This window comes from Pseudomonas sp. B20(2017), assembly GCF_002113125.1.
In the GTDB taxonomy this organism is placed as follows: Bacteria; Pseudomonadota; Gammaproteobacteria; order Pseudomonadales; family Pseudomonadaceae; genus Aquipseudomonas.
Genome location: NZ_NEJP01000015.1, coordinates 32822 through 56322 on the forward strand (window position 1 = coordinate 32822; position 23501 = coordinate 56322).

A 23501-nucleotide genomic window follows, 5' to 3' on the forward strand; every position below is an offset into this window, starting at 1 on the left:
TCAGCGACTCGCTTCTATCAAGGCTTCGGCTTCGGCCAGACGCTCGTGCGTACCGACATCGACCCAGTGACCTTTCAACCGCTCGCCGGTCACCTGCCCGTCCGCCATGGCTTTACGCAACAGCGGCGCCAGTTTGAAGGCACCGTCGCTGCAGCCGTCGAACAACTGCGGATGCAGTACGGCGATGCCGCTGTAGGTCAGGGTCGCCGCATCGGCCTGGCCATCATGCACTTGGCCGTCGGTCAAGGTGAAATCGCCTGTCGGGTGATGGGCCGGGTTGTCCGCCAGCACCAGATGCGCCAGGCCGGAGACCGGCTGATGCAGCACGCTGAAGTCGTAATCGGTCCAGATGTCACCGTTGACCACCAGAAACGCCTCATCGCCCAACAGCGGCAACGCGCGGAAAATACCGCCGCCGGTTTCCAGTGGCTCACCCTCTGGCGAGTACTGGATCGACACGCCGAACTGCGAGCCATCGCCCAAGTGATCTTCAATCTGCTGGCCGAGCCAGGCATGGTTGATCACGATCTCATTGAAACCGGCCGCGGCCAGGGCACGCACGTGATATTCAATCAGCGGCACGCCGCCGGCACGCACCAGCGGCTTCGGGGTGGTCAGGGTCAGCGGGCGCATGCGCTCGCCTTTGCCGGCCGCCAGAATCATTGCCTTCATGCCGTCACTCCACCACGCAGACTGGCGAGCAGTGCCTGCAAATCCGCCAGCTCGGGACGGCGCGCGATGACCGCTTCTATATAAGAGAAGAAACGCGGCACATCACCGAGGTAACGCGGCTTGCCATCGCGATGGCAGATGCGGGCGAAGATGCCGATGACTTTCAGATGGCGCTGCACGCCCATCAGGTCGCTGGCACGCAGAAACTCTTCGAAATCCGGCTGCACCGGAATGCTCAGTGCCGACGCCTGCTGCCAGTAGCTTTCCAGCCAGCCGCGCACACGTTCTTCAGGCCAGCTGAGGAATGCATCCTTGAACAGGCAAGTCACGTCGTAGGTCACCGGGCCATACACGGCGTCCTGGAAATCCAGCACGCCGGGATTCGGCTCGCTGAGCATCAGGTTGCGCGGCATGTAGTCGCGGTGCACCAATACTTTCGGCTGGGCCAGGGCGCTGTCGATCAGCAGTTCGCTGACCCTTTGCCACTGCTGCTGTTGGGTGGCATCGAACTCGACGCCCAGCTCGCGCTTCACGTACCACTCGGGGAACAGCTCCAGCTCGCGGCGCAACAACGCGACGTCATAGCTCGGCAGCGGCGCCACCATCGGCAGCTGCTGAAAAGCCAGCAGCGCTTGCAGGGCATCGCTGAACAACGCGTCGGCATTTTCGCTGTCGATCACGTCCAGATAGGTCTGGTTGCCCAGGTCATTGAGCAAAAGAAAGCCACGTTCGAGGTCTTCGGCATAAATTTTCGGCACGTTGATACCGGATTTCGCCAGCAAAAAGGCGATATCCACGAACGGTTTGCAGTTTTCCTGAGGCGGCGGCGCGTCCATCACGACGAAGCTGCGACCCGCGCCTTCCCAACGGAAATACCGGCGGAAACTCGCGTCGCTGCTGGCCGCGGTCAACGTGGCCGGGGGTACGGCTCCCCAGCCCTGATCTGCAAAAAGGGTTGCCAACTGTTCATCGAGCCAAACTTTCAGGTGTTGCAAGCGTACATCTTGATCAGGCATTGCAAGGGTCTCCGACGGCGCTAGCCGTCAAGCGGGTCATGCTTTATTATCCAGCATCTTTTTCAGACCATCGAGAGGCGTGCGGCCCACACCGCGGGCAGATGGCACGCAGGAAGCCCGGACTAATAAGATGGCATTGAAATCCCCCGCGTTTCGTAAAAAATTTCCGTTGTTGGTAACCGGCAGTCTGCTGGCTATGCAACCTCTGGCCAGTTCATTCGTTGTTGCCGCCGAGCAGTATGACTGCGCCGTGTCGGCAACGGGTGGCTGGGCCTGCTCGCCGAAGACGCCGGCCGCTGCCTTGCCGCCGCGTCCCGTGCATGACGGCAGTGCCGTCAGCGCCGCTGGCGAAGCCCCGGCTCAGAGCGGCTCCACCGCGGAGTCCGGGCCCAAGCCGGTACTGGTTACCGAGTCCAAGGGCCGCGGCCTGAAATCCCGTAGCGAAGACTACAGTCACCTCGACTGGGTTCCGCGCGAGAAGCTCACCGCCGCCCAACTGGCCGAGACCGGTCCTTACTGCTCTGGTTCCTATATCGAACCGATTCGTCCTGGCATGAATGACAAGACGAATAAAAGTGACGCCCCGACCTTCATCGGTGCCAAGGCATCGCGTTATCAGCAGGATTCGCAGGTCGCGAGTCTGGCCGGTGACGTGGTCATGCGTCAGGGCAGCATGCAGGTCGAAGCCGACGAGGCCAACCTGTATCAGGCCGAAAGCCGTGGCGAACTGGCGGGCAACGTGCGCATTCGCGACAACGGCGCGCTGATCGTCGGCGACCACGCCGATGTGCAGCTCGACACCGGTGAAGCCAAGGTCGACAACGCCGAATACGTGATGCACAAGTCGCGCATCCGCGGTAACGCGCTGTACGCCAAGCGTGCCGAAAACGCGATCATCCGTCTGAAGGACGGCACGTACACCACGTGCGAACCGAACAGCAACGCCTGGCAGCTCAAGGGCAACAACATCACCCTGAACCCTGCCACCGGCTTCGGTACTGCGACCAACGTGACGCTGCGGGTCAAGGACATTCCGGTTCTGTACACGCCGTACATCTACTTCCCGATCGACGATCGTCGTCAGTCGGGTTTCCTGCCGCCGACCATCGGCACCGGCAGCGACACCGGCTTCATGCTGGTGACCCCGTACTACTTCAACCTGGCGCCGAACTACGATGCCACGTTGTATCCACGCTACATGGCTAAACGCGGTCTGTTGATGGAAGGCGAGTTCCGCTATCTGACCAAGTCGAGCGAAGGCCAGTTCGGTGCCGCGTACCTCAACGACGAGGACGACGAGCGCAAGGGCCAGACCGACTACGACAAGACTCGCTACATGTACAACTGGCAACACAAGGGTGGTCTCGACTCCCGCGTGTTCACCCAGGTGGATTACACCAAGATCAGCGATCCTTATTACTTCCAGGACCTGCAGACCGACCAGATCGGCGTGAAAAGTGCCGACTACGTGAACCAGCAGGGCTCGGTCACCTATCGTGGCGACAGCTACACCGCCCGGTTGAACGCCCAGGCGTACCAGCTGGCAACCGTATCGAACATCACACCGTATGACCGTCTGCCGCAGATCACCTTCAATGGTCAGCTGCCGTATCACCCGGAAGGCCTGAACTTCGATTACGAGACCGAGATCGTGCGGTTTGATCGCGATCTGAAAAACGGCAACTTCGTGAATGAAGACGGCACTATCGAGCCTCGACTAGACAACAACGTGTTCGGCCTCGCTCGCGCCAATGGCGACCGCCTGAATCTGAAACCAGGCGTCAGCCTGCCGATGAACTGGACCTATGGCTTCCTCAAGCCGTCGCTGAAGTACCAGTACACCCAGTACCAACTGGATCTGGACGGCACCGGCAAGTCGCAGATTGCTGCCCAGACCGCAGAGCAGAACAAACTCAACGGTACCTTCGACAGCAACCAGAGTCGCGGCGTCCCGATCGCCAGTGTTGATGGTGGCCTGTACTTCGACCGTGACACTTCCTACTTTGGCAAGAACTACCGCCAGACCCTGGAACCACGCCTGTTCTACCTCTATGTGCCTGAGGTGGACCAGGAAGACATTCCGGTATTTGACACCAGTGAGTACACCTTCAACTACGCCTCGCTGTTCCGCGACAACCGCTTCTCCGGTTCCGACCGTGTCGGCGACGAGAACAAGCTGTCGCTGGGCGTGACCAGCCGCTGGATCGAAGACGACGGCTTCGAGCGTCAACGCATCAGCGTCGGCCAGGCCCTGTACTTCAAGGACCGCAAGGTTCAACTCCCGGGTATCGCGTTCAACGATCGCGACGACGCCAAATCCAGCGTCTCGCCATACGCGTTGGAATACGAATACCGCTGGAACCGCGACTGGCGTACCACTGCCGACTACAACTGGGATCCAGACAGCCGCAGCCCGCGTTCCGGCAGCGCGATGTTCCACTACCAGCCTGAAGACAACCCGAACAAGGTGGTCAACGTCGGCTATCGCTATCGCAACGACCAGGTCCGTTACGACCAGAACACCGGTAAATGGTCGGTGGGTGGTGGTGACTACGGCACCCCGGGCCAGCCTGGCTACGTGAAGGACTACTACAAGATCCAGCAGCATGATTTCTCGGTCATCTGGCCGATCGTTCCGCAGTGGAGCGCGATCAGCCGCTGGCAGTACGACTACAACCGCAACCGCACGCTGGAAGCCTTCGGTGGTTTCGAGTATGACAACTGCTGCTGGAAACTGCGCCTGATCAACCGTTACTGGGTCAGCTATGACGAATTCAGTCAGAACGCCCCGGAAAACGAAAAAGGCGACCACGGCGTCTTCCTCCAAATTGTTCTGAAGGGACTCGGCGGCCTCACCGGCGCCAAGGTAGAGAGCTTCCTCGACAAAGGCATCCAAGGTTATCGTCAACGTGAAGACCAAGCTTTCTGATTGTCTGCGCCCGCTGATGCTGGGCGCGCTGTTCCTGGGTACTGCGGCCAACGCCGCGGTGCAGTCCATCGATAAAGTGGTGGCCATCGTCGACAACGACGTGGTCATGCAGAGCCAGCTGGATCAACGCGTCCACGAAGTTCAGCAAACCATCGCCAAGCGTGGCGGCGGTCTGCCGCCTCCGGGCGTACTGGATCAGCAGGTGCTCGAACGCCTGATCGTCGAAAACCTGCAATTGCAGATCGGCGAACGTTCCGGCATCCGTATCACCGATGAAGAGCTGAATCAGGCGGTTGGCACCATTGCCCAGCGCAACAACATGACCCCGGAGCAGTTCCGCATCGCCCTGTCCCGCGATGGCCTGTCCTATGAGGACGCTCGCGAGCAGATCCGTCGTGAAATGATCATCAGCCGTGTACGCCAGCGTCGTGTGGCCGAACGTATTCAGGTCTCGGAACAGGAAGTGAAGAACTTCCTCGCCTCCGACCTGGGCAAGATGCAACTGTCCGAAGAACTGCACCTGGCCAACATCCTGATTCCGACCCCGGAAAGCGCCAACTCCGAAGCGATTCAGAGTGCTGCTCGCAAGGCAATGGACGTTTACCAGCAGCTCAAACAAGGTGCCGACTTCGGCCAGATGGCCGTGGCCAACTCCGCAAGCGACAACGCGCTGGAAGGCGGCGATATGGGCTGGCGTAAAGCTGCTCAACTGCCACCGCCGTTCGACCGTGAACTGAGCAGCATGACGCCGGGCGACATCACTCAACCGGCACGCACTCCGGGTGGTTTCATCATTCTGAAGCTGCTGGAAAAGCGTGGTGGCGAAAGCCAGATGCGCGACGAAGTGCATGTGCGTCACATCCTGGTCAAGCCAAGTCCGGTTCGCGACGAAGCCAAGACCAAGGAACTGGCTCAGTCGCTCTACAACCGCATCGAAGCCGGTGAAGATTTCGCCGAACTGGCCAAGAAGTATTCGGAAGACCCGGGGTCTGCCCTCAACGGCGGCGACCTGAACTGGATCGACCCGAACGCACTGGTACCGGAATTCCGCGCCGTGATGGCCAAGTCCCCGCAGGGTCAGCTGTCCAAGCCGTTCCAGACCCAGTACGGCTGGCACGTTCTGGAAGTCCTTGGCCGTCGCGCCACCGACAGCACCGAACAGGCCCGTGAGCAGCAAGCAATGACCGTACTGCGTAACCGCAAATACGACGAAGAGCTGCAAACCTGGCTGCGTCAGATCCGTGACGAAGCGTACGTAGAGATCAAACTCCCTGGTGCAGACCAGGCAGCGCAGTGAAACCCAAGCGTTTCGCGCTGACACCCGGCGAACCGGCCGGCATCGGTCCCGACCTGTGCCTGCTGCTCGCCTCGCAAGCCCAGCCACACCCCCTGATTGCCATCACCAGCCGCGACCTGCTCCAAGAGCGGGCCGCGCAGCTGGGGCTGGCCGTCAGTCTGCTGGAAGTCGCACCGGGCAATTGGCCGGACGTTCCGGCGCCCGCCAACAGCCTGTATGTCTGGGACACCCCGCTCAGCGCCCCCGTGGTCGCCGGGCAACTGGACAAGGCCAACGCCGCATTCGTCCTCGAAACCCTGACCCGCGCCGGCACTGGCTGCGTGAACGGCGACTTCGCCGGAATGATCACCGCCCCGGTGCACAAGGGCGTGATCAACGAATCGGGCATCGCGTTTTCCGGTCATACTGAATTTCTCGCCGACCTGACCCACACCGCCCAAGTGGTGATGATGCTCGGCACCCGCGGTTTGCGCGTGGCGCTGGTCACCACTCACCTGCCCTTGCGCGACATCGCCGATGCGATCACACCGGAGCGGCTGGAGCGGGTCACGCGGATTCTGCACGCTGATCTGCAACAAAAATTCGGTATCGCCCAACCGCGCATCCTGGTCTGCGGGCTCAATCCGCACGCCGGTGAAGGCGGACACCTGGGCCATGAAGAAATCGACATCATCGAACCCACATTGGAGCGCCTGCGCGGCGAGGGCATGGACCTTCGTGGCCCGCTGCCTGCCGACACTCTGTTTACCCCCAAATATCTGGAGCACTGCGACGCAGTGCTGGCGATGTACCACGACCAGGGCCTGCCCGTGCTGAAATACAAAGGCTTCGGCGCCGCGGTCAACGTGACCCTGGGCCTGCCGATCATCCGAACTTCGGTCGACCATGGCACCGCCCTGGATCTGGCCGGCAGCGGCAAGATCGACACCGGCAGCCTGCAAGTCGCCCTGGAAACCGCCTACCAGATGGCCGAGACCCGTTTATGACCGAGCAATACCAACACAAGGCGCGCAAACGCTTTGGCCAGAACTTCCTGCATGATGCCGGCGTTATCGACCGCATCCTGCGTTCCATCAGTGCCAAGGCCGGCGACCGCATGCTGGAAATCGGGCCGGGCCAGGGCGCACTGACCGCCGGCATTCTCAACTCCGGCGCACAGCTGGACGTAGTGGAGCTGGACAAGGACCTGATCCCGATCCTCAACCAGCAGTTTGCCGGCAAGAGCAATTTCAACCTGCATCAGGGCGATGCGCTGAAGTTCGACTTCAACAGCCTGAATGCTGCGCCGAACAGCCTGCGCGTGATCGGCAACCTGCCGTACAACATCTCCACGCCGCTGATTTTCCACCTGCTGAACAATGCTTCGATCATTCGCGACATGCACTTCATGTTGCAGAAGGAAGTGGTCGAGCGTCTGGCCGCAGGTCCTGGTGGTGGTGACTGGGGTCGGTTGTCGATCATGGTTCAGTACCATTGCCGCGTAGAACATCTGTTCAACGTCGGGCCGGGCGCATTCAACCCGCCACCGAAAGTCGACTCGGCGATCGTCCGTCTGGTACCGCACGCAGTACTGCCGCACCCGGCCAAGGATCATCGCCTGCTCGAGCGCGTGGTTCGCGAAGCTTTCAACCAGCGCCGCAAAACCCTGCGCAACACCCTCAAACAACTGCTCAGCAACGCTGAAATCGAAGCCGCCGGCGTTGATGGCAGTCTGCGTCCCGAGCAACTGGATCTGGCGGCATTCGTACGTCTGGCCGACCAGCTCGCGGTACAGGTCCCGGCAACCCCCGCCGCCGACTGACAGCCGATGAACGCTATCGGGCAGGACGCCACTCTGGTTTACTGCCCGATACTTGCCTAGACTGATTCCCCATCAGCTACGCCTCGCGTTCCGCTTCGTTTAAGGCCCTTTTGCATGTCCGATCCTCGTTATCAGGTCGATGTCAGCGTCGTTACCCACTATCTGGCAGACCAATCGCAACCCGAGCACGACCGCTTCGCCTTCGCCTACACCATCACCGTACAGAATAATGGCGAGCAGCCCGCACGCCTGATGTCGCGTCACTGGGTGATCACTGACGGCGACGGCCATGTCGAAGAAGTCCGCGGCGCCGGTGTCGTCGGCCAGCAACCACTGATCGACTCAGGCAAAAGCCACACCTACAGCAGCGGCACGGTCATGACTACCAAGGTCGGCACCATGCAAGGCACTTACGAAATGGTTGCCAGCGACGGCAAACATTTCGACGCAATCATCAAGCCCTTCCGCCTCGCCGTCCCCGGAGCCCTGCACTGATGGCGACGTATGCCGTGGGGGACCTGCAAGGCTGCCTCGAACCGCTGAAATGCCTGCTCAAGCAGGTTGCGTTCGATCCGGCGATCGATCGGCTGTGGCTGGTCGGCGACCTGGTCAACCGTGGCCCGCAATCGCTGGAAACCCTGCGTTTTCTATATGGCATGCGTGAATCGCTGGTTTGCGTGCTGGGCAATCACGACCTGCACCTGCTGGCGGCCGCTAAAAAGATCGAGCGCCTGAAAAAGTCCGACACCCTGCGCGAGATTATCGAAGCCCCCGACGGCCCGGTGCTGATGGAGTGGTTGCGTCAGCAAAAGCTGATGCACTACGACGAAGTGCGTGATGTCGCCATGGCCCACGCCGGCATCCCGCCGCAATGGTCGCTGCGGCGCGCTCTGAAGTGCGCCGCCGAAGTCGAAACCGCCCTGCGCGACGACAATCTGTTTCCCGCCTACCTCGACGGCATGTACGGCAACGAACCGGCGAAGTGGGACAACGATCTCAAAGGCGTCACCCGCCTGCGAGTCATCACCAATTATTTCACCCGCATGCGTTTCTGCACCGCCGAAGGCAAGCTCGATCTCAAGAGCAAGGAAGGCCTCGACACCGCGCCGCCGGGCTACAAGCCCTGGTTCCAGCACAAGGAACGCAAGACCCGTGGCCTGCGGATCATTTTCGGTCACTGGGCGGCGCTGGAAGGCAACGTCCAGGAACCCGGCATCTGCGCCCTCGACACCGGTTGCGTGTGGGGCGGTAGCCTGACCCTGATGAATGTCGACAGCGGCGAACGTTTGTCATGCAAATGCGACGAACACGGGGCCGTCCTGCCCAGCGTCGCACCACTGATCACCGAATCTTCTCCCGTCAGCGCCCCGCGCTAGACTGCGTTTTCAGCCGAGCCACAGGAGCCCGCCATGAGCGAATTCAAACGTATCCCCCCGGAACAGGCCCAGGCCCTGCGCGAGCAAGGTGCTGTGGTCGTCGACGTCCGTGACCCGGCAACATTTGCCGCACTGCACATCAGCGGTTCGAAGCATCTGGACAATCATTCCCTGCATGCTTTCATCCAGGGCGCCGACCTCGATGCCCCCACCGTCGTGGTCTGCTACCACGGCAACTCGAGCCAAGGTGCTGCGGCGTATCTCGTGAGCCAGGGCTTCTCCGACGTCTACAGCATGGACGGCGGCTTCGAACTGTGGCGTACGACTTTTCCTTCGGAAACTGCGCAAGGCACCTCCGAATAATTTTTTTGTAACGTGCAAGCCCCGGCTCCCGTGGGCTCGCGCGGTGGCAGACGAACGGTCTGCCACAACTAATTACGTATCTCGCCTTTACCTCCCGAATTCCCAACTATCCTTAAGCCCAGGCCATCCAAAACAGGGGAGAGCCGGTACACCGGCGCACGGGTCATCGGGAGTGACTTTCGCGATTTTCGATCGTGGAAGGGTTCTGGGGGGTAAACAACAGCTGCCATTGCAGCTGCTTGCCAGCATCGACTGAGTGATCCGGCGTCGGCTCCACGTATCGAGCGAGGTGACGTCATGAGTATCTTTAGCCACTTCCAACAACGCTTCGAGTCCACACGCCAGGAAGAATTCTCCCTGCAGGAGTACCTGGAACTGTGCAAAAAGGATCGCAGTGCCTACGTTTCCGCCGCCGAGCGTCTGTTAATGGCCATCGGCGAACCGGAATTGCTCGACACCTCGACCAATTCGAGGCTGTCGCGAATCTTTTCCAACAAGGTAATCCGTCGCTATCCGGCCTTTGAAGACTTCCACGGCATGGAAGAATGCATCGACCAGATCGTGTCGTATTTCCGCCATGCGGCCCAAGGCCTGGAAGAGAAGAAACAGATCCTCTATCTGCTCGGCCCCGTCGGCGGCGGTAAATCGTCTCTGGCCGAGAAGCTGAAACAACTGATGGAAAAAGTGCCCTTCTATGCCATCAAGGGCTCGCCGGTATTCGAATCGCCACTGGGTCTGTTCAACGCCACCGAAGATGGCGCGATCCTCGAAGAGGACTTCGGCATTCCACGGCGCTATCTGAACACCATCATGTCGCCATGGGCCACCAAACGTCTGGCCGAATTCGGCGGCGACATCAGCCAATTCCGCGTGGTCAAGCTGTACCCGTCGATCCTCAACCAGATCGCCGTCGCCAAGACCGAACCGGGCGACGAGAACAATCAGGACATTTCCGCTCTGGTCGGTAAAGTCGATATCCGCAAACTCGAAGAATTCCCGCAGAACGACGCCGACGCCTACAGCTACTCCGGTGCGCTGTGCCGGGCCAACCAGGGCCTGATGGAATTCGTTGAAATGTTCAAGGCACCGATCAAGGTGCTCCATCCATTGCTGACCGCCACTCAAGAAGGCAACTACAACAGTACCGAAGGCCTCGGCGCAATTCCGTTCACCGGGATTCTGCTGGCCCACTCCAACGAATCGGAGTGGCACACCTTCCGCAACAACAAGAACAACGAAGCCTTCATCGACCGGATCTACATCGTCAAGGTGCCGTACTGCCTGCGGGTCAGTGACGAGGTGAAGATCTACGACAAGCTGCTGTTCAACAGCTCCCTGTCCAAGGCGCATTGCGCGCCGGATACCCTGAAGATGCTCGCGCAGTTCACCGTACTGTCGCGCCTGAAAGAGCCGGAAAACTCCAACATCTACTCCAAGATGCGCGTGTATGACGGCGAAAACCTCAAGGATACCGATCCGAAGGCCAAGTCGATCCAGGAATACCGCGATGCAGCGGGCGTCGATGAAGGCATGAACGGTCTGTCGACCCGGTTTGCGTTCAAGATCCTGTCCAAGGTCTTCAACTTCGATCCGCATGAAATCGCTGCCAACCCGGTACACCTGCTCTATGTGCTGGAACAGCAGATCGAACAGGAACAGTTCCAGGCCGAAACCCGCGAACGCTATCTGCGCTACCTGAAAGAGTACCTGGCGCCGCGTTATATCGAATTCATCGGCAAGGAGATCCAGACCGCCTACCTCGAGTCTTACAGCGAGTACGGCCAGAACATCTTCGACCGCTACGTGCTGTATGCGGACTTCTGGATTCAGGATCAGGAATACCGCGATCCGGAAACCGGCGAGATCCTCAACCGCGTCGCCCTCAACGAGGAGCTGGAAAAAATCGAGAAACCGGCCGGCATCAGCAATCCAAAGGATTTCCGCAACGAAATCGTCAACTTCGTGTTGCGCGCCCGGGCCAACAACAACGGCAAGAACCCGACCTGGCTCAGCTACGAAAAACTGCGGGTGGTCATCGAGAAGAAAATGTTCTCGAACACCGAAGACCTGCTACCAGTCATCAGCTTCAACGCCAAGGCCAGCAAAGAGGATCAACAGAAACACAACGACTTCGTTACGCGAATGGTCGAACGCGGCTACACCGACAAACAGGTACGACTGCTTTCCGAGTGGTATCTGCGGGTCAGAAAATCACAGTAAACCGCGGCCGGTCAGACCGGTTGTCGTCAGCCCGAGGCCTGTGCCTGCATTTTCTGCTACACAGGCCTCTGGAAGGTGTTCGAAAGGCGGTAGCGAGGTTCAAGCAGCACCCAAAGCGCTTGGGGGAGCGTGTACGTCCCTTGGCATTCGGTTCAATGCTGCATGACCGCTCGCCCCTTTGCAGGACAGCTTCTAAGGAGCAGTCATGAGCTATGTGATCGACCGACGTCTCAATGGCAAGAACAAGAGCACGGTGAACCGTCAGCGTTTCCTGCGGCGTTACCGTGACCATATCAAGAAGGCTGTCGAAGAGGCGGTCAGCCGGCGTTCCATCACCGACATGGAGCACGGCGAACAGATCAGCATTCCCGGTCGCGATATCGACGAACCGGTGCTTCACCATGGTCGCGGCGGCAAGCAGACCGTGGTTCACCCCGGCAACAAGGAATTCACCGCTGGCGAACACATCGCCCGTCCGCCCGGAGGCGGAGGTGGCCGTGGGCCGGGCAAGGCCGGTAACTCCGGCGAAGGCATGGACGAGTTCGTCTTCCAGATCACCCAGGAAGAATTCCTCGAATTCATGTTCGAGGATCTCGAACTGCCGAACCTGGTCAAGCGCAACCTGACCGGTACCGACACCTTCAAGACCGTACGCGCAGGGATCAGTAACGAAGGCAATCCGTCGCGGATCAACATTATTCGCACCCTGCGTTCTGCTCATGCACGGCGCATTGCCCTGTCGGGCAGCAGCCGCGCCAAACTGCGCGAAGTCAAAGAGGAACTGGCGCGACTCAAACGCGAAGAGCCGGATAACTTCGGCGATATTCAGGATCTCGAGGCGGAAATCGAAAAACTCAGCGCGCGCATCCACCGCGTGCCATTCCTCGATACTTTCGACCTCAAGTACAACCTGCTGATCAAGCAGCCAAACCCCAGCTCGAAAGCCGTGATGTTCTGCCTGATGGACGTTTCCGGCTCCATGACCCAGGCGACCAAGGACATCGCCAAACGGTTTTTCATTCTGTTGTACCTGTTCCTCAAGCGGAACTACGACAAGATCGACGTGGTGTTCATCCGCCACCACACCAGCGCCCGCGAAGTGGACGAAGAGGAGTTTTTCTACTCCCGCGAAACCGGCGGCACCATCGTCTCCAGTGCCCTGAAACTGATGCAGGAGATCATGGCCGAGCGCTATCCGAGCAACGAGTGGAACATCTACGCCGCCCAGGCTTCCGACGGCGATAACTGGAACGATGACTCGCCGATCTGCCGCGACATTCTGATCAACCAGATCATGCCGTTCGTGCAGTACTACACTTACGTGGAGATCACCCCACGCGAACATCAGGCCTTGTGGTACGAGTACGAACGCATCGCCGAAGCCTTTTCCGACACTTTTGCCCAGCAACAACTGGTCTCGGCCGGGGATATCTATCCGGTCTTCCGTGAACTCTTCCAGCGCAGGTTAGTGACATGACCGCCAAGACCGCCAAAGAGCAGAAGCGCCAACCCATATCCACCGGCTCGGAATGGACCTTCGAGCTGATCCAGGCGTACGACCGCGAAATCGCCCGCATCGCGGCCGGCTACGCCCTGGATACCTACCCTAACCAGATAGAAGTGATCACCGCCGAACAGATGATGGACGCCTACGCTTCGGTCGGCATGCCGCTGGGCTATCACCATTGGTCCTATGGCAAACATTTCCTCAGCACCGAGAAATCCTACAGTCGCGGGCAGATGGGGCTGGCGTACGAGATCGTGATCAACTCGGACCCGTGCATCGCATACCTGATGGAAGAAAACACCATCTGCATGCAGGCACTGGTGGTTGCGCATGCCTGCTACGGCCACAACAGTTTCTTCAAGGGCAACTATCTGTTCCGCACCTGGACCGATGCCAGTTCGATCATCGATTACCTGGTGTTCGCCAAGCAGTACATCATGCAGTGCGAGGAGCGCCACGGGATCGACGCCGTGGAGGATCTGCTCGATTCCTGCCACGCCCTGATGAACTACGGTGTCGACCGCTACAAACGTCCGTATCCTATTTCCGCCGAGGAAGAACGGCGTCGGCAGAAGGATCGCGAAGAGCATCTGCAGAAGCAGATCAACGACCTGTGGCGCACCATTCCCAAAGGCGCGGACAAATACAGCGACAAGGACAACGCACGCTTCCCGGCCGAACCGCAGGAAAACATTCTGTATTTCATCGAGAAACACGCCCCGCTGCTGGAGCCCTGGCAACGCGAGATCGTGCGGATCGTGCGCAAGATCGCTCAGTATTTCTATCCACAGCGCCAGACCCAGGTGATGAACGAAGGCTGGGCGACGTTCTGGCACTACACGTTGATGAACGACCTGTATGACGAGGGCCTGGTGACGGACGGCTTCATGATGGAGTTCTTGACGTCCCACACCAGCGTGGTGTTCCAGCCCGGATTCGACAGCCCTTATTACAACGGTATCAACCCGTATGCGCTGGGGTTTGCGATGTATCGCGACATCCGTCGCATGTGCGAAGAGCCCACGGAAGAAGACCGTCGCTGGTTCCCGGAAATCGCCGGCAGCGACTGGCTGTCGACCATCAAGTTCGCCATGAGCAGCTTCAAGGATGAGAGCTTCATCCTGCAGTACCTGTCACCCAAGGTGATCCGCGACCTGAAGCTGTTCAGCATCCTCGATGACGATCAGAAGGACGATCTGCTGGTGCCCGCAATCCATGACGAGGGCGGTTACCGGATCATTCGCGAGACCCTGGCCGCGCAGTACAACTTGGGCAACCGCGAACCGAACGTGCAGATCTACAGCATCGACCGCCGCGGCGACCGCTCGCTGACCCTGCGCCACCAGCAACACGACCGCAAACCGCTGGGTGATTCCACTGAGGAGGTCCTGAAACACCTGCATCGGCTGTGGGGCTTCGACATTCATCTGGAAACCCTGCAGGGCGACCAGATCATGAAGACCCATCACGTTCCTCCCCGCAGCGAACACAGCGAGGGGGATTACGGTCGCCTCGACCTGGCCGTCATTCATCTTTGATCCCGTTCAGGCCTCCGAAAGTCCGGCGCAAGGGTTATCCTGTCGGGCCAACGGAGGTTTTTATGCAGATTTACAAGGTCGGCGGTGCGGTTCGTGATCGCCTGCTGGGCAAACCGGTCACGGATATCGATTGGGTGGTGGTCGGCGCGACCACAGAAGAAATGCTTGCCAAGGGATTTCGCCCGGTCGGCGCGGACTTCCCGGTTTTTCTTCACCCGAAAAGCGGCGAGGAGTACGCCCTCGCCCGCACCGAGCGCAAGAGCGGTCGCGGCTATGGTGGTTTCACCTTTCACGCCAGCCCCGAAGTCACGCTTGAAGAAGACCTGATCCGCCGCGACCTGACGATCAACGCCATGGCCGAAGACGATCAGCAAAACCTGACTGATCCCTATCACGGCCAGCGCGATCTCGAAGAGCGGATTCTGCGCCACGTTTCCCCCGCATTTGCCGAAGATCCGCTCAGGGTTCTGCGTGTTGCGCGCTTTGCCGCCCGTTACGCGACGCTCGGCTTCAAGGTCGCGCCCGAAACCCTGGAGCTGATGCGTCAGCTCAGCAAATCGGGTGAACTGGAAGCCCTTACGGCCGAACGCAGCTGGAAAGAGATTTCCCGCGCACTGATGGAAGATCAACCCCAAGTGTTCATTCAAGTGTTGCGCGATTGCGGCGCCTTGAAGGTACTGATGCCGGAGGTCGATGCCTTGTTCGGCGTGCCGCAACCGGAAGCCCATCACCCGGAAATCGACAGCGGCATTCACACCCTGAGCGTGCTTGAGCAGTCAGCCTTGCACAAGCAGCCGCTGACCGTGCGCTGGGCCTGCCTGTTGCACGACCTCGGCAAAGGTCTGACTCCAGAGGATGAATGGCCACGGCATATCGCCCATGAGCATAAAGGCCTGAAGTTGATCAAAGCGGTCAACGAGCGCTTCAAGGCACCGAAAGACTGTCAGGAACTGGCCTTGCTGGTCGGCCAATATCACACCCATGGGCATCGTGCCCTGGAATTGAAGGCTTCGACCTTGCTTGAGTTGCTGCAAAGCTTTGACGTTTACCGTCGACCACAGCGGTTCGAAGAATTCATCAGCGCGTGCGAGATGGATGCTCGAGGCCGCAAAGGGCTTGAGCAGCGCAGTTATCCACAGGCGGATTACCTGCGCGGCGCGGCCAATGTGGCGCGCGGCGTGGCAGTGCAGCCGTTGCTGGAGAAGGGATTCAAAGGCCCGGAACTGGGCGAGGCACTCAAGCGCGAACGGCTCAAAGCGCTGAAGGTTTACAAGGAATCGGCGGCGTCCTGAAAACATTTGATCCACCCTCGCCAGGGCGGATCAAACCGTTCAAGCCAGACCTGGAGGCGTGAGCTGAGTACCGCGCCATTCAAATCCGACCGGTGCCAGCACCTGATCGATCTGCGCTTCGGCCCACAATGTGGCAAAGCTTTTTCCTGCACCGGGATGCACCCGATCCGGCGCAATCAGCGACAGCGGCCACAGCACAAAGGCATTTTTCAGGATTTCCGCACGAGGCAGGATCAGGCCGTCGAAGTTGCCCGCCAGATCGCCGTACAGCAACACGTCGATATCCAGCGGCAAGCCCTTGCGATCCGGCGCATAACGACCGTTATCCGCTTCAATGAACTTCAAGCGGCGATCCAGCTCGATCAACGGCAGATCGGTGAACGCCGACACCACGAAGTTGAAGAACGGCCCGCTCTTGATTCCCACCGGCTGGCTTTCGAATACAGGCGAGCAGCGGATATCCACCAGAAACGTGGACAAGGCATCCAGACCGGCCTGCAAATGGGTTTCGCGCTCGATATTGCTACCGAGCCCGAGATAGACCTGGGTCAGCGACATCCGCGCTCGATCTCCACACCCACACCCCCCTTGGCGGCCGGTACGGCACCTGGCTTGGTCAGCTTGAGGCGCACCCAGGTGATCTTGAATTCGCTCATCAGCACTTCAACCAGACGCTCGGCGAAGGTCTCGACCAACTGATACTGGGATTGCTCGGCAAAGGCCTGGATTCGCGTGGACACACTGGCGTAATCGAGCGCCAGGGTCAGGTCGTCACCGGCAGCGGCCGGGCGATTGTCCCAGGCGAAACTCAAATCAAGACGCAGGCACTGTCGGATGCCACGCTCCCAGTCGTAGGCACCGATCACGGTGTCGACTTCCAGGCCCTCGATAAACACTCTGTCCAAGCACTTTTCTCCGCTGCACGACAAGGGCGCAATGCGCCGTTAGAATCAGGGCGTCCTCGCCCGGAATAGTTAGCATGTTTTGGTTACTGGCGATCCTCGCCTACCTGCTCGGCTCTCTGTCCTTCGCCATTTTGCTCAGCCGCCTGACCGGAAATCCGGATCCGCGAATGAGTGGCTCGGGTAATGCCGGCGCCACCAACATGCTGCGCCTGGCCGGACGCAAACTCGCGATCTTTACCCTGCTGGGTGATCTCTGCAAAGGCCTGCTGCCGGTGCTGATCGCTTCGACTGTAGGCCTTTCACTGCAGGATCAGGCGTGGATCGGCGTCTGCGCCGTGATCGGTCACCTGTTCCCGTTGTACTTCCGCTTTCGCGGCGGCAAGGGCGTCGCCACGGCAGCCGGCATGCTGCTGGGCCTGTATCCACCCGCTGCGCTGCTGGCCGTGTGCGCCTGGCTGCTGACGTTCTACCTGACCCGCACCAGCTCGCTGGCGGCGCTGATCGCCACTCCGCTGACCCTGCCGTTGCTGGCCTGGCAGGAACCCGCAGCACTGTTGCCGATGAGCACGCTGACACTGCTGATCGTCTGGCGCCACCGGGGCAATCTACGCGACCTGTTCGCCGGGCGCGAACGGCATTTTTAAATACCGCACGTGAGCGCCGCTCATTACAGCGCCGACAGCTGCTCCATCGGCCAGCGCGCCTGCACACTGATCGCCAGGCTTTCCTGCTGACCGGCCTGCAAACGCTGGCAACCGGCAAACGCGATCATCGCGCCGTTATCGGTGCAAAACTGGGGACGGGCATAGAACACATCGCCTTTCATGTCGCCGAGCATCTTCTCCAGCGATACACGCAATGCCTTGTTGGCACTGACGCCGCCGGCGATCACCAGACGCTTCATGCCGGCCTGCTTCAGGGCCCGCTTGCACTTGATGGTCAAAGTCTCCACCACGGCCTGCTGGAACGCCAGCGCGATGTCGCAACGGGCTTGCTCGCTGTCGTCCCCGGCGCTGACACATTGCTGCCAAGTGTTAAGGGCGAAGGTCTTCAGGCCGCTGAAGCTGAAATCCAGGCCCGGGCGATCACACATCGGACGCGGGAAGGTGAAACGTCCTGCGACGCCCTTCTCTGCCAGCTTGGCGATTTCCGGTCCGCCCGGATAATTCAGGCCCATCATTTTTGCAGTCTTGTCGAACGCTTCGCCCGCCGCATCGTCCAGCGTTTCGCCGAGCAGGCTGTATTGGCCGATGCCATCGACCTGAACCAGCTGCGTATGACCACCGGAGACCAACAAAGCGACGAACGGGAATTCCGGCGGTTTTGGCTCCAGCATTGGCGCCAGCAAGTGGCCTTCCATGTGGTGCACGCCGAGCGCCGGAATGCCCCAGGCAAAAGCCAGCGCCTGGGCGCAGGAAGCCCCCACCAGCAACGCCCCGACCAGGCCGGGACCCGCGGTGTAGGCGATGGCGTCGATCTCGGTCGGTACGCAGTCGGCCTCGGCCAGCACCTGACGAATCAGGGGCAGCATGCGCTTGACGTGATCGCGCGAAGCCAGCTCCGGCACCACGCCGCCATAAACGCGATGCAGGTCGATCTGACTGAACAGCGCATCGGCCAACAGGCCGCGTTCGCTGTCGTACAAAGCGACGCCGGTTTCGTCGCAGGAAGTTTCTAATCCCAGTACTAGCATGGGTTTGCGCCTTGTTTAGGCTAAATTCGAAGGCGCGCATAATAGTCGCCGCGTGATGCCCCGACCAGCGGTTTTCGATCAGAGGCTTTGCATTCCGAGCGATGAGGGGTTAACATCCGCAACCCTTAAAAACCGACGTCTTCAAGTGCTCTTTTGCCGCGAGGATGTTGACCCCGGTAATGAATGAAGGTAGCTCTGGATGCCAGCCGTCAAAGTTAAAGAGAACGAACCCTTCGACGTAGCTCTGCGTCGTTTCAAGCGCTCCTGCGAAAAAGCCGGTGTACTGGCTGAAGTTCGTAGCCGCGAATTTTACGAGAAGCCAACTTCTGAGCGTAAGCGCAAGGCAGCTGCTGCTGTTAAGCGTCACGCCAAGAAAGTTCAGCGCGAACAGCGCCGCGCCGTTCGTCTGTACTAATACACAGACGATCGTAGCAAGCTTCTGCCAAGCCCGGCCCTCAGCCGGGCTAATGGCATTTGCGTAAAACGCTTGATGCTTCACCGTCGAAGCCGCAGATGCGACCGAGACAAACCCGCTTCACCGCGTCAGGCCTGGCTCTTTTGCCAGCGGTGCACGTCTTTTCTGACGAGCCTTTCAAGGCTACTGACGAGCACACCCACTGATTCCTCTTACGACGATCAGCCCAAGGCACCTGCTTGCGTGCCCGCTTCATGAGCTATCCGAGGCCGATTACAGGCCGTCAGCGGATTCAGCGCAACATTTTCGAATAGTCGAAGACTGATGAGTACTAACGTCAGTGGATTTTCGGCAGATACACTTCCCGACAGCGATTACGCAAACGACACCGGTCGAGCCGCCCCACGTGCGTGCATCACTCAATGACCCGCGTCCGGCCGCCTTTCGCATCGGATCCATTACAGCGCAGACGAGAACGCCATGGCCGGGCTGATTCCCCAGAGCTTCATTGACGACCTTCTGAACCGCACCGACATCGTCGATGTGGTCAGCTCGCGCGTGCAATTGAAGAAGGCCGGCAAGAACTACACCGCCTGCTGCCCGTTCCATAAAGAGAAAACCCCGTCGTTCAGCGTCAGCCCCGACAAGCAGTTCTATTACTGCTTTGGCTGCGGCGCCGGCGGCAACGCCCTCGGCTTTCTCATGGATCACGACAACCTGGACTTCCCCCAGGCCGTCGAGGATCTGGCCAAAGCCGCCGGCATGGAAGTCCCGCGTGAAGAAGGCGGCCGCTCGAACAAACCGCGCCAACCGACCGACTCTCCGCTGTACCCGCTACTCACCGCCGCGGCCGACTTTTACCGGCAGGCTCTAAAGAGCCATCCGGCACGCAAGGCGGCGGTGGATTACCTCAAGGGACGCGGCCTGACCGGCGAGATCGCCCGAGACTTCGGCCTCGGATTTGCACCGCCGGGCTGGGACAACCTGCTCAAACACTTGAGCAGCGACACCTTGCAGCAGAAGGCCATGATCGAAGCCGGCCTGCTGATCGAGAATGCCGAAACCGGCAAACGCTATGACCGCTTCCGCGATCGCGTGATGTTCCCGATTCGCGACACCCGTGGACGAATCATTGCTTTCGGCGGCCGAGTGCTCGGCGACGACAAGCCAAAATACCTGAACTCGCCGGAAACCCCGGTGTTTCACAAAGGCCAGGAACTCTACGGCCTTTACGAAGCCCGCAAAAACAATCGCAACCTCGACGAAATCATCGTCGTCGAGGGCTATATGGACGTCATCGCCCTCGCCCAGCAAGGCCTGCGCAATGCTGTGGCGACACTGGGCACCGCGACCAGCGAAGAACACCTCAAACGCCTGTTTCGCGTCGTGCCGAACGTGCTGTTTTGCTTCGACGGCGACCAGGCCGGCCGCAACGCCGCCTGGCGCGCGCTGGAAGCAACGCTTTCCAGCCTTCAGGACGGACGTCGTGCACGCTTCCTGTTTCTGCCCGAAGGCGAAGACCCGGATACGCTGATTCGCGCCGAGGGCACTGACGCCTTCCGCGCCCGGATCAATCAGCACGCACAGCCGCTGGCGGACTACTTCTTCCAGCAACTGACCGAAGAAGCCGACCCGCGCTCGCTGGAGGGCAAGGCCCACATGGCCACGCTCGCGGCACCGCTGATCGACAAGGTCCCCGGCGCCAACCTGCGCATCCTGATGCGCCAGCGCCTGACCGAGATCACCGGTCTGAGCAGTGAAAGTGTCAGCCAACTGGCCCAGAGCGCCCCGCAGGAAGCACCGCCGGCCTACGACCCGGGCATCGATTACGACGCCATGCCGGACTACAGCGACTACCATCAGCCGCAGTCACAGGACATGTATGTGCCGCAGCAGGAATGGACGCCGAAGAAATCCGGCGCCGGCGGCAAGAAATGGGACAAGAAACCATGGGACAAAAACGGCAAGCGTGGCGGTGATCGCGACCAGCCCCGTGCCCCACGCGTGCCGGCCGCCGTCGAACCACCAACCCTGGCCGCCCTGAGAACCTTGCTGCATCACCCGCAACTGGCGGAAAAAGTCGAGGATGCCGGGCACTTTGCAGACGAAAACCAGACCAACGCACAACTGCTGGTGGCACTGCTCGAAGCCGTACAGAAGAATCCCAAGCTAAACTCATTTCAGTTGATCGCGCGATGGCACGGAACCGAACAGGGCCGACTGCTCAAGGCATTGGCGGAAAAGGAATGGCTGATTGACGGAGACAACCTTGAACAACAGTTTTTCGACACCATTACTAGCTTGTCAGCCCGCCAACGCGAGCGGAATCTGGAACAACTGCTCAGGAAAGCGCGTCAAAGCGAACTGAGCATCGATGAGAAAAATCAACTGCGCGACCTTTTAAGTCGCAATGTTTCCGCATCAAACCCGACCTCAACTGGCGCGTGAGGTCATAGCTCAGGTATAATCCTCGGCTTGTTTTTTGCCCGCCAAGACCTTCAGTGGATAGGGTGTTATGTCCGGAAAAGCGCAACAGCAGTCTCGTATTATTGAGTTGATCAAACTGGGTCGTGAGCAGAAGTATCTGACTTACGCCGAGGTCAACGACCACCTGCCCGAGGATATTTCAGATCCGGAGCAGGTGGAAGACATCATCCGCATGATTAACGACATGGGGATCCCCGTACACGAGAGTGCTCCGGATGCGGACGCCCTTATGCTGGCCGACGCCGATACCGACGAGGCCGCTGCGGAAGAAGCAGCCGCTGCGTTGGCGGCGGTGGAGACCGATATCGGTCGTACCACTGACCCGGTGCGCATGTACATGCGCGAAATGGGTACGGTCGAGCTTCTGACTCGTGAAGGCGAAATCGAAATCGCCAAACGTATCGAAGAAGGCATCCGTGAAGTGATGAGCGCCATCGCGCACTTCCCTGGCACGGTTGACTATATTCTCTCCGAGTACACTCGCGTCACCACCGAAGGTGGTCGCCTGTCCGACGTTCTGAGCGGTTATATCGACCCGGACGACGGCATTACGCCGCCTGCCGCCGAAGTACCGCCGCCAATCGACGCGAAAGCGGCGAAAGCGGAAGAGTCCGACGACGATGACGATGCCGAATCTTCCGATGACGAAGAAGAAGCCGAAAGCGGTCCGGATCCGGTCATTGCTGCCCAGCGTTTCGGCGCCGTGGCCGACCAGATGGAAATCACCCGCAAGGCCCTGAAAAAGCACGGTCGTCACAACAAGGCAGCGATTGCCGAACTGTTGGCCCTGGCCGATCTGTTCATGCCGATCAAACTGGTGCCGAAGCAATTCGAAGCCCTGGTCGAGCGTGTTCGCAGTGCCCTGGATCGTCTGCGTCAGCAAGAGCGCGCGATCATGCAGCTGTGCGTACGTGATGCACGTATGCCGCGTGCCGACTTCCTGCGCCAGTTCCCGGGCAACGAAGTCGACGAAAGCTGGTCCGACGCCCTGGCCAAAGGCAAGAGCAAGTACGCCGAAGCCATTGCCCGCGTGCAACCGGACATCATCCGTTGCCAGCAAAAGCTGACCGCGCTGGAAACCGAGACCGGCCTGACCATCGCCGAGATCAAGGACATCAACCGTCGCATGTCGATCGGTGAGGCGAAAGCCCGCCGCGCGAAGAAAGAAATGGTTGAAGCGAACTTGCGTCTGGTGATCTCCATCGCCAAGAAGTACACCAACCGTGGTCTGCAATTCCTCGATCTGATCCAGGAAGGCAACATCGGTCTGATGAAAGCGGTGGACAAGTTCGAATACCGTCGTGGTTACAAGTTCTCGACTTATGCCACCTGGTGGATCCGTCAGGCGATCACTCGCTCGATCGCCGACCAGGCCCGCACCATCCGTATTCCGGTGCACATGATCGAGACGATCAACAAGCTCAACCGTATTTCCCGCCAGATGCTGCAGGAAATGGGTCGTGAACCGACCCCGGAAGAGCTGGGTGAGCGCATGGAAATGCCTGAGGACAAGATCCGCAAGGTATTGAAGATTGCCAAAGAGCCGATCTCCATGGAAACCCCGATCGGTGATGACGAAGACTCCCATCTGGGTGACTTCATCGAAGACTCGACCATGCAGTCGCCAATCGATGTCGCCACTGTTGAGAGCCTGAAAGAAGCGACACGCGAAGTGCTGTCCGGCCTTACTGCCCGTGAAGCCAAGGTACTGCGCATGCGTTTCGGTATCGACATGAACACCGACCATACGCTCGAAGAAGTCGGCAAACAGTTTGACGTGACCCGTGAGCGGATCCGTCAGATCGAAGCCAAGGCGCTGCGCAAGCTGCGCCACCCGACGCGAAGCGAGCATCTGCGCTCCTTCCTCGACGAGTGACACCATAACCCCCGGCCCAGGCCGGGGGTTTTGTTTATATGGCAGATTAAATACCCAGCTCCACCCTCCCCCCGCGCACAGCCCGTCTACACTCGAAACATTCCCCCGAGCCAT

At 59.7% G+C, this 23501-nt stretch carries 20 protein-coding genes; 15 read left to right on the forward strand and 5 right to left on the reverse strand.

The genetic code is table 11. The features are described 5' to 3' along the window. The gene (gene murU / locus CAF63_RS21125) at positions 1-672 is read right to left on the reverse strand and encodes an N-acetylmuramate alpha-1-phosphate uridylyltransferase MurU (protein WP_085688456.1); all 672 of its coding nucleotides are present in this window, start codon (positions 670-672) and stop codon (positions 1-3) included. Next, positions 669-1688, reverse strand: coding sequence for an aminoglycoside phosphotransferase family protein (locus CAF63_RS21130; RefSeq protein WP_085688458.1), 1020 nt, complete (start codon positions 1686-1688; stop codon positions 669-671). The genes murU and CAF63_RS21130 overlap by 4 nt, the downstream gene beginning before the upstream one ends. A gap of 130 nt (positions 1689-1818) precedes the next feature. Here CAF63_RS21130 and CAF63_RS21135 point away from each other — a divergent pair, with 130 nt between their 5' ends. The 11 genes from CAF63_RS21135 (at position 1819) to CAF63_RS21185 (ending at position 16011) form a co-directional block, all read left to right on the forward strand. Beyond that, positions 1819-4617 carry an LPS-assembly protein LptD gene (locus CAF63_RS21135; protein ID WP_085688460.1) on the forward strand — a complete coding sequence of 933 codons (2799 nt, stop codon included), beginning with the start codon at positions 1819-1821 and terminating at the stop codon, positions 4615-4617. Further along, positions 4598-5914 carry a peptidylprolyl isomerase SurA gene (gene surA / locus CAF63_RS21140; RefSeq protein WP_143491785.1) on the forward strand — a complete coding sequence of 439 codons (1317 nt, stop codon included), beginning with the start codon at positions 4598-4600 and terminating at the stop codon, positions 5912-5914. The genes CAF63_RS21135 and surA overlap by 20 nt, the downstream gene beginning before the upstream one ends. Continuing rightward, a complete protein-coding gene (pdxA, locus tag CAF63_RS21145) occupies positions 5911-6900 on the forward strand; it encodes a 4-hydroxythreonine-4-phosphate dehydrogenase PdxA (protein ID WP_085688462.1) in 990 nt (329 codons plus the stop codon). Before surA ends, pdxA begins: the two co-directional genes overlap by 4 nt. After that, positions 6897-7715 (forward strand): 16S rRNA (adenine(1518)-N(6)/adenine(1519)-N(6))-dimethyltransferase RsmA, encoded by an 819-nt coding sequence (rsmA, locus tag CAF63_RS21150; protein ID WP_085688464.1) that lies wholly within the window; start codon positions 6897-6899, stop codon positions 7713-7715. The genes pdxA and rsmA overlap by 4 nt, the downstream gene beginning before the upstream one ends. 114 nt (positions 7716-7829) lie before the next feature. Further along, positions 7830-8210, forward strand: a complete 381-nt coding sequence (gene apaG / locus CAF63_RS21155) for a Co2+/Mg2+ efflux protein ApaG (protein ID WP_039768081.1) — start codon at positions 7830-7832, stop codon at positions 8208-8210. After that, positions 8210-9091, forward strand: coding sequence for a symmetrical bis(5'-nucleosyl)-tetraphosphatase (locus tag CAF63_RS21160; protein WP_085688466.1), 882 nt, complete (start codon positions 8210-8212; stop codon positions 9089-9091). Before apaG ends, CAF63_RS21160 begins: the two co-directional genes overlap by 1 nt. Before the next feature lie 33 nt (positions 9092-9124). Further along, the gene (glpE, locus tag CAF63_RS21165) at positions 9125-9454 is read left to right on the forward strand and encodes a thiosulfate sulfurtransferase GlpE (protein WP_007959911.1); all 330 of its coding nucleotides are present in this window, start codon (positions 9125-9127) and stop codon (positions 9452-9454) included. A 297-nt stretch (positions 9455-9751) separates the two neighbouring features. Beyond that, positions 9752-11674 (forward strand): PrkA family serine protein kinase, encoded by a 1923-nt coding sequence (locus tag CAF63_RS21170; RefSeq protein WP_064599839.1) that lies wholly within the window; start codon positions 9752-9754, stop codon positions 11672-11674. Between the two features lie 205 nt (positions 11675-11879). Further along, complete coding sequence (locus tag CAF63_RS21175) at positions 11880-13151, forward strand: YeaH/YhbH family protein (RefSeq protein WP_007959907.1); 1272 nt, start codon at positions 11880-11882, stop codon at positions 13149-13151. Further along, positions 13148-14719, forward strand: coding sequence for a SpoVR family protein (locus CAF63_RS21180; protein ID WP_085688468.1), 1572 nt, complete (start codon positions 13148-13150; stop codon positions 14717-14719). Before CAF63_RS21175 ends, CAF63_RS21180 begins: the two co-directional genes overlap by 4 nt. Positions 14720-14781: 62 nt before the next feature. Further along, entirely contained in the window at positions 14782-16011 is a 1230-nt protein-coding gene (locus CAF63_RS21185; RefSeq protein ID WP_085688470.1) for a multifunctional CCA addition/repair protein, read from the forward strand. A 39-nt stretch (positions 16012-16050) separates the two neighbouring features. Here CAF63_RS21185 and folK read toward each other — a convergent pair whose 3' ends face one another. Continuing rightward, positions 16051-16569 (reverse strand): 2-amino-4-hydroxy-6-hydroxymethyldihydropteridine diphosphokinase, encoded by a 519-nt coding sequence (gene folK / locus CAF63_RS21190; protein ID WP_085688472.1) that lies wholly within the window; start codon positions 16567-16569, stop codon positions 16051-16053. After that, positions 16560-16916 (reverse strand): dihydroneopterin aldolase, encoded by a 357-nt coding sequence (gene folB / locus CAF63_RS21195; RefSeq protein ID WP_064599849.1) that lies wholly within the window; start codon positions 16914-16916, stop codon positions 16560-16562. Before folB ends, folK begins: the two co-directional genes overlap by 10 nt. Before the next feature lie 74 nt (positions 16917-16990). Between folB and plsY the strand changes: the two genes are divergently transcribed. After that, positions 16991-17560 (forward strand): glycerol-3-phosphate 1-O-acyltransferase PlsY, encoded by a 570-nt coding sequence (gene plsY, locus CAF63_RS21200; RefSeq protein WP_085688474.1) that lies wholly within the window; start codon positions 16991-16993, stop codon positions 17558-17560. A gap of 23 nt (positions 17561-17583) precedes the next feature. Here the strand turns inward: plsY and tsaD are convergent, their stop codons facing one another. Then, positions 17584-18609 (reverse strand): tRNA (adenosine(37)-N6)-threonylcarbamoyltransferase complex transferase subunit TsaD, encoded by a 1026-nt coding sequence (tsaD, locus tag CAF63_RS21205; protein ID WP_085688476.1) that lies wholly within the window; start codon positions 18607-18609, stop codon positions 17584-17586. A 199-nt stretch (positions 18610-18808) separates the two neighbouring features. Between tsaD and rpsU the strand changes: the two genes are divergently transcribed. The 3 genes from rpsU (at position 18809) to rpoD (ending at position 23387) form a co-directional block, all read left to right on the forward strand. Continuing rightward, the gene (rpsU, locus tag CAF63_RS21210; RefSeq protein WP_002551877.1) at positions 18809-19024 is read left to right on the forward strand and encodes a 30S ribosomal protein S21; all 216 of its coding nucleotides are present in this window, start codon (positions 18809-18811) and stop codon (positions 19022-19024) included. A gap of 480 nt (positions 19025-19504) precedes the next feature. Continuing rightward, positions 19505-21472: a DNA primase gene (dnaG, locus tag CAF63_RS21215; protein ID WP_085688478.1), complete on the forward strand. Its 1968-nt coding sequence runs from the start codon at positions 19505-19507 to the stop codon at positions 21470-21472. 67 nt (positions 21473-21539) lie between these two features. Continuing rightward, a complete protein-coding gene (rpoD, locus tag CAF63_RS21220) occupies positions 21540-23387 on the forward strand; it encodes an RNA polymerase sigma factor RpoD (RefSeq protein ID WP_085688480.1) in 1848 nt (615 codons plus the stop codon). The last annotated feature ends 114 nt before the right edge of the window (positions 23388-23501 follow it).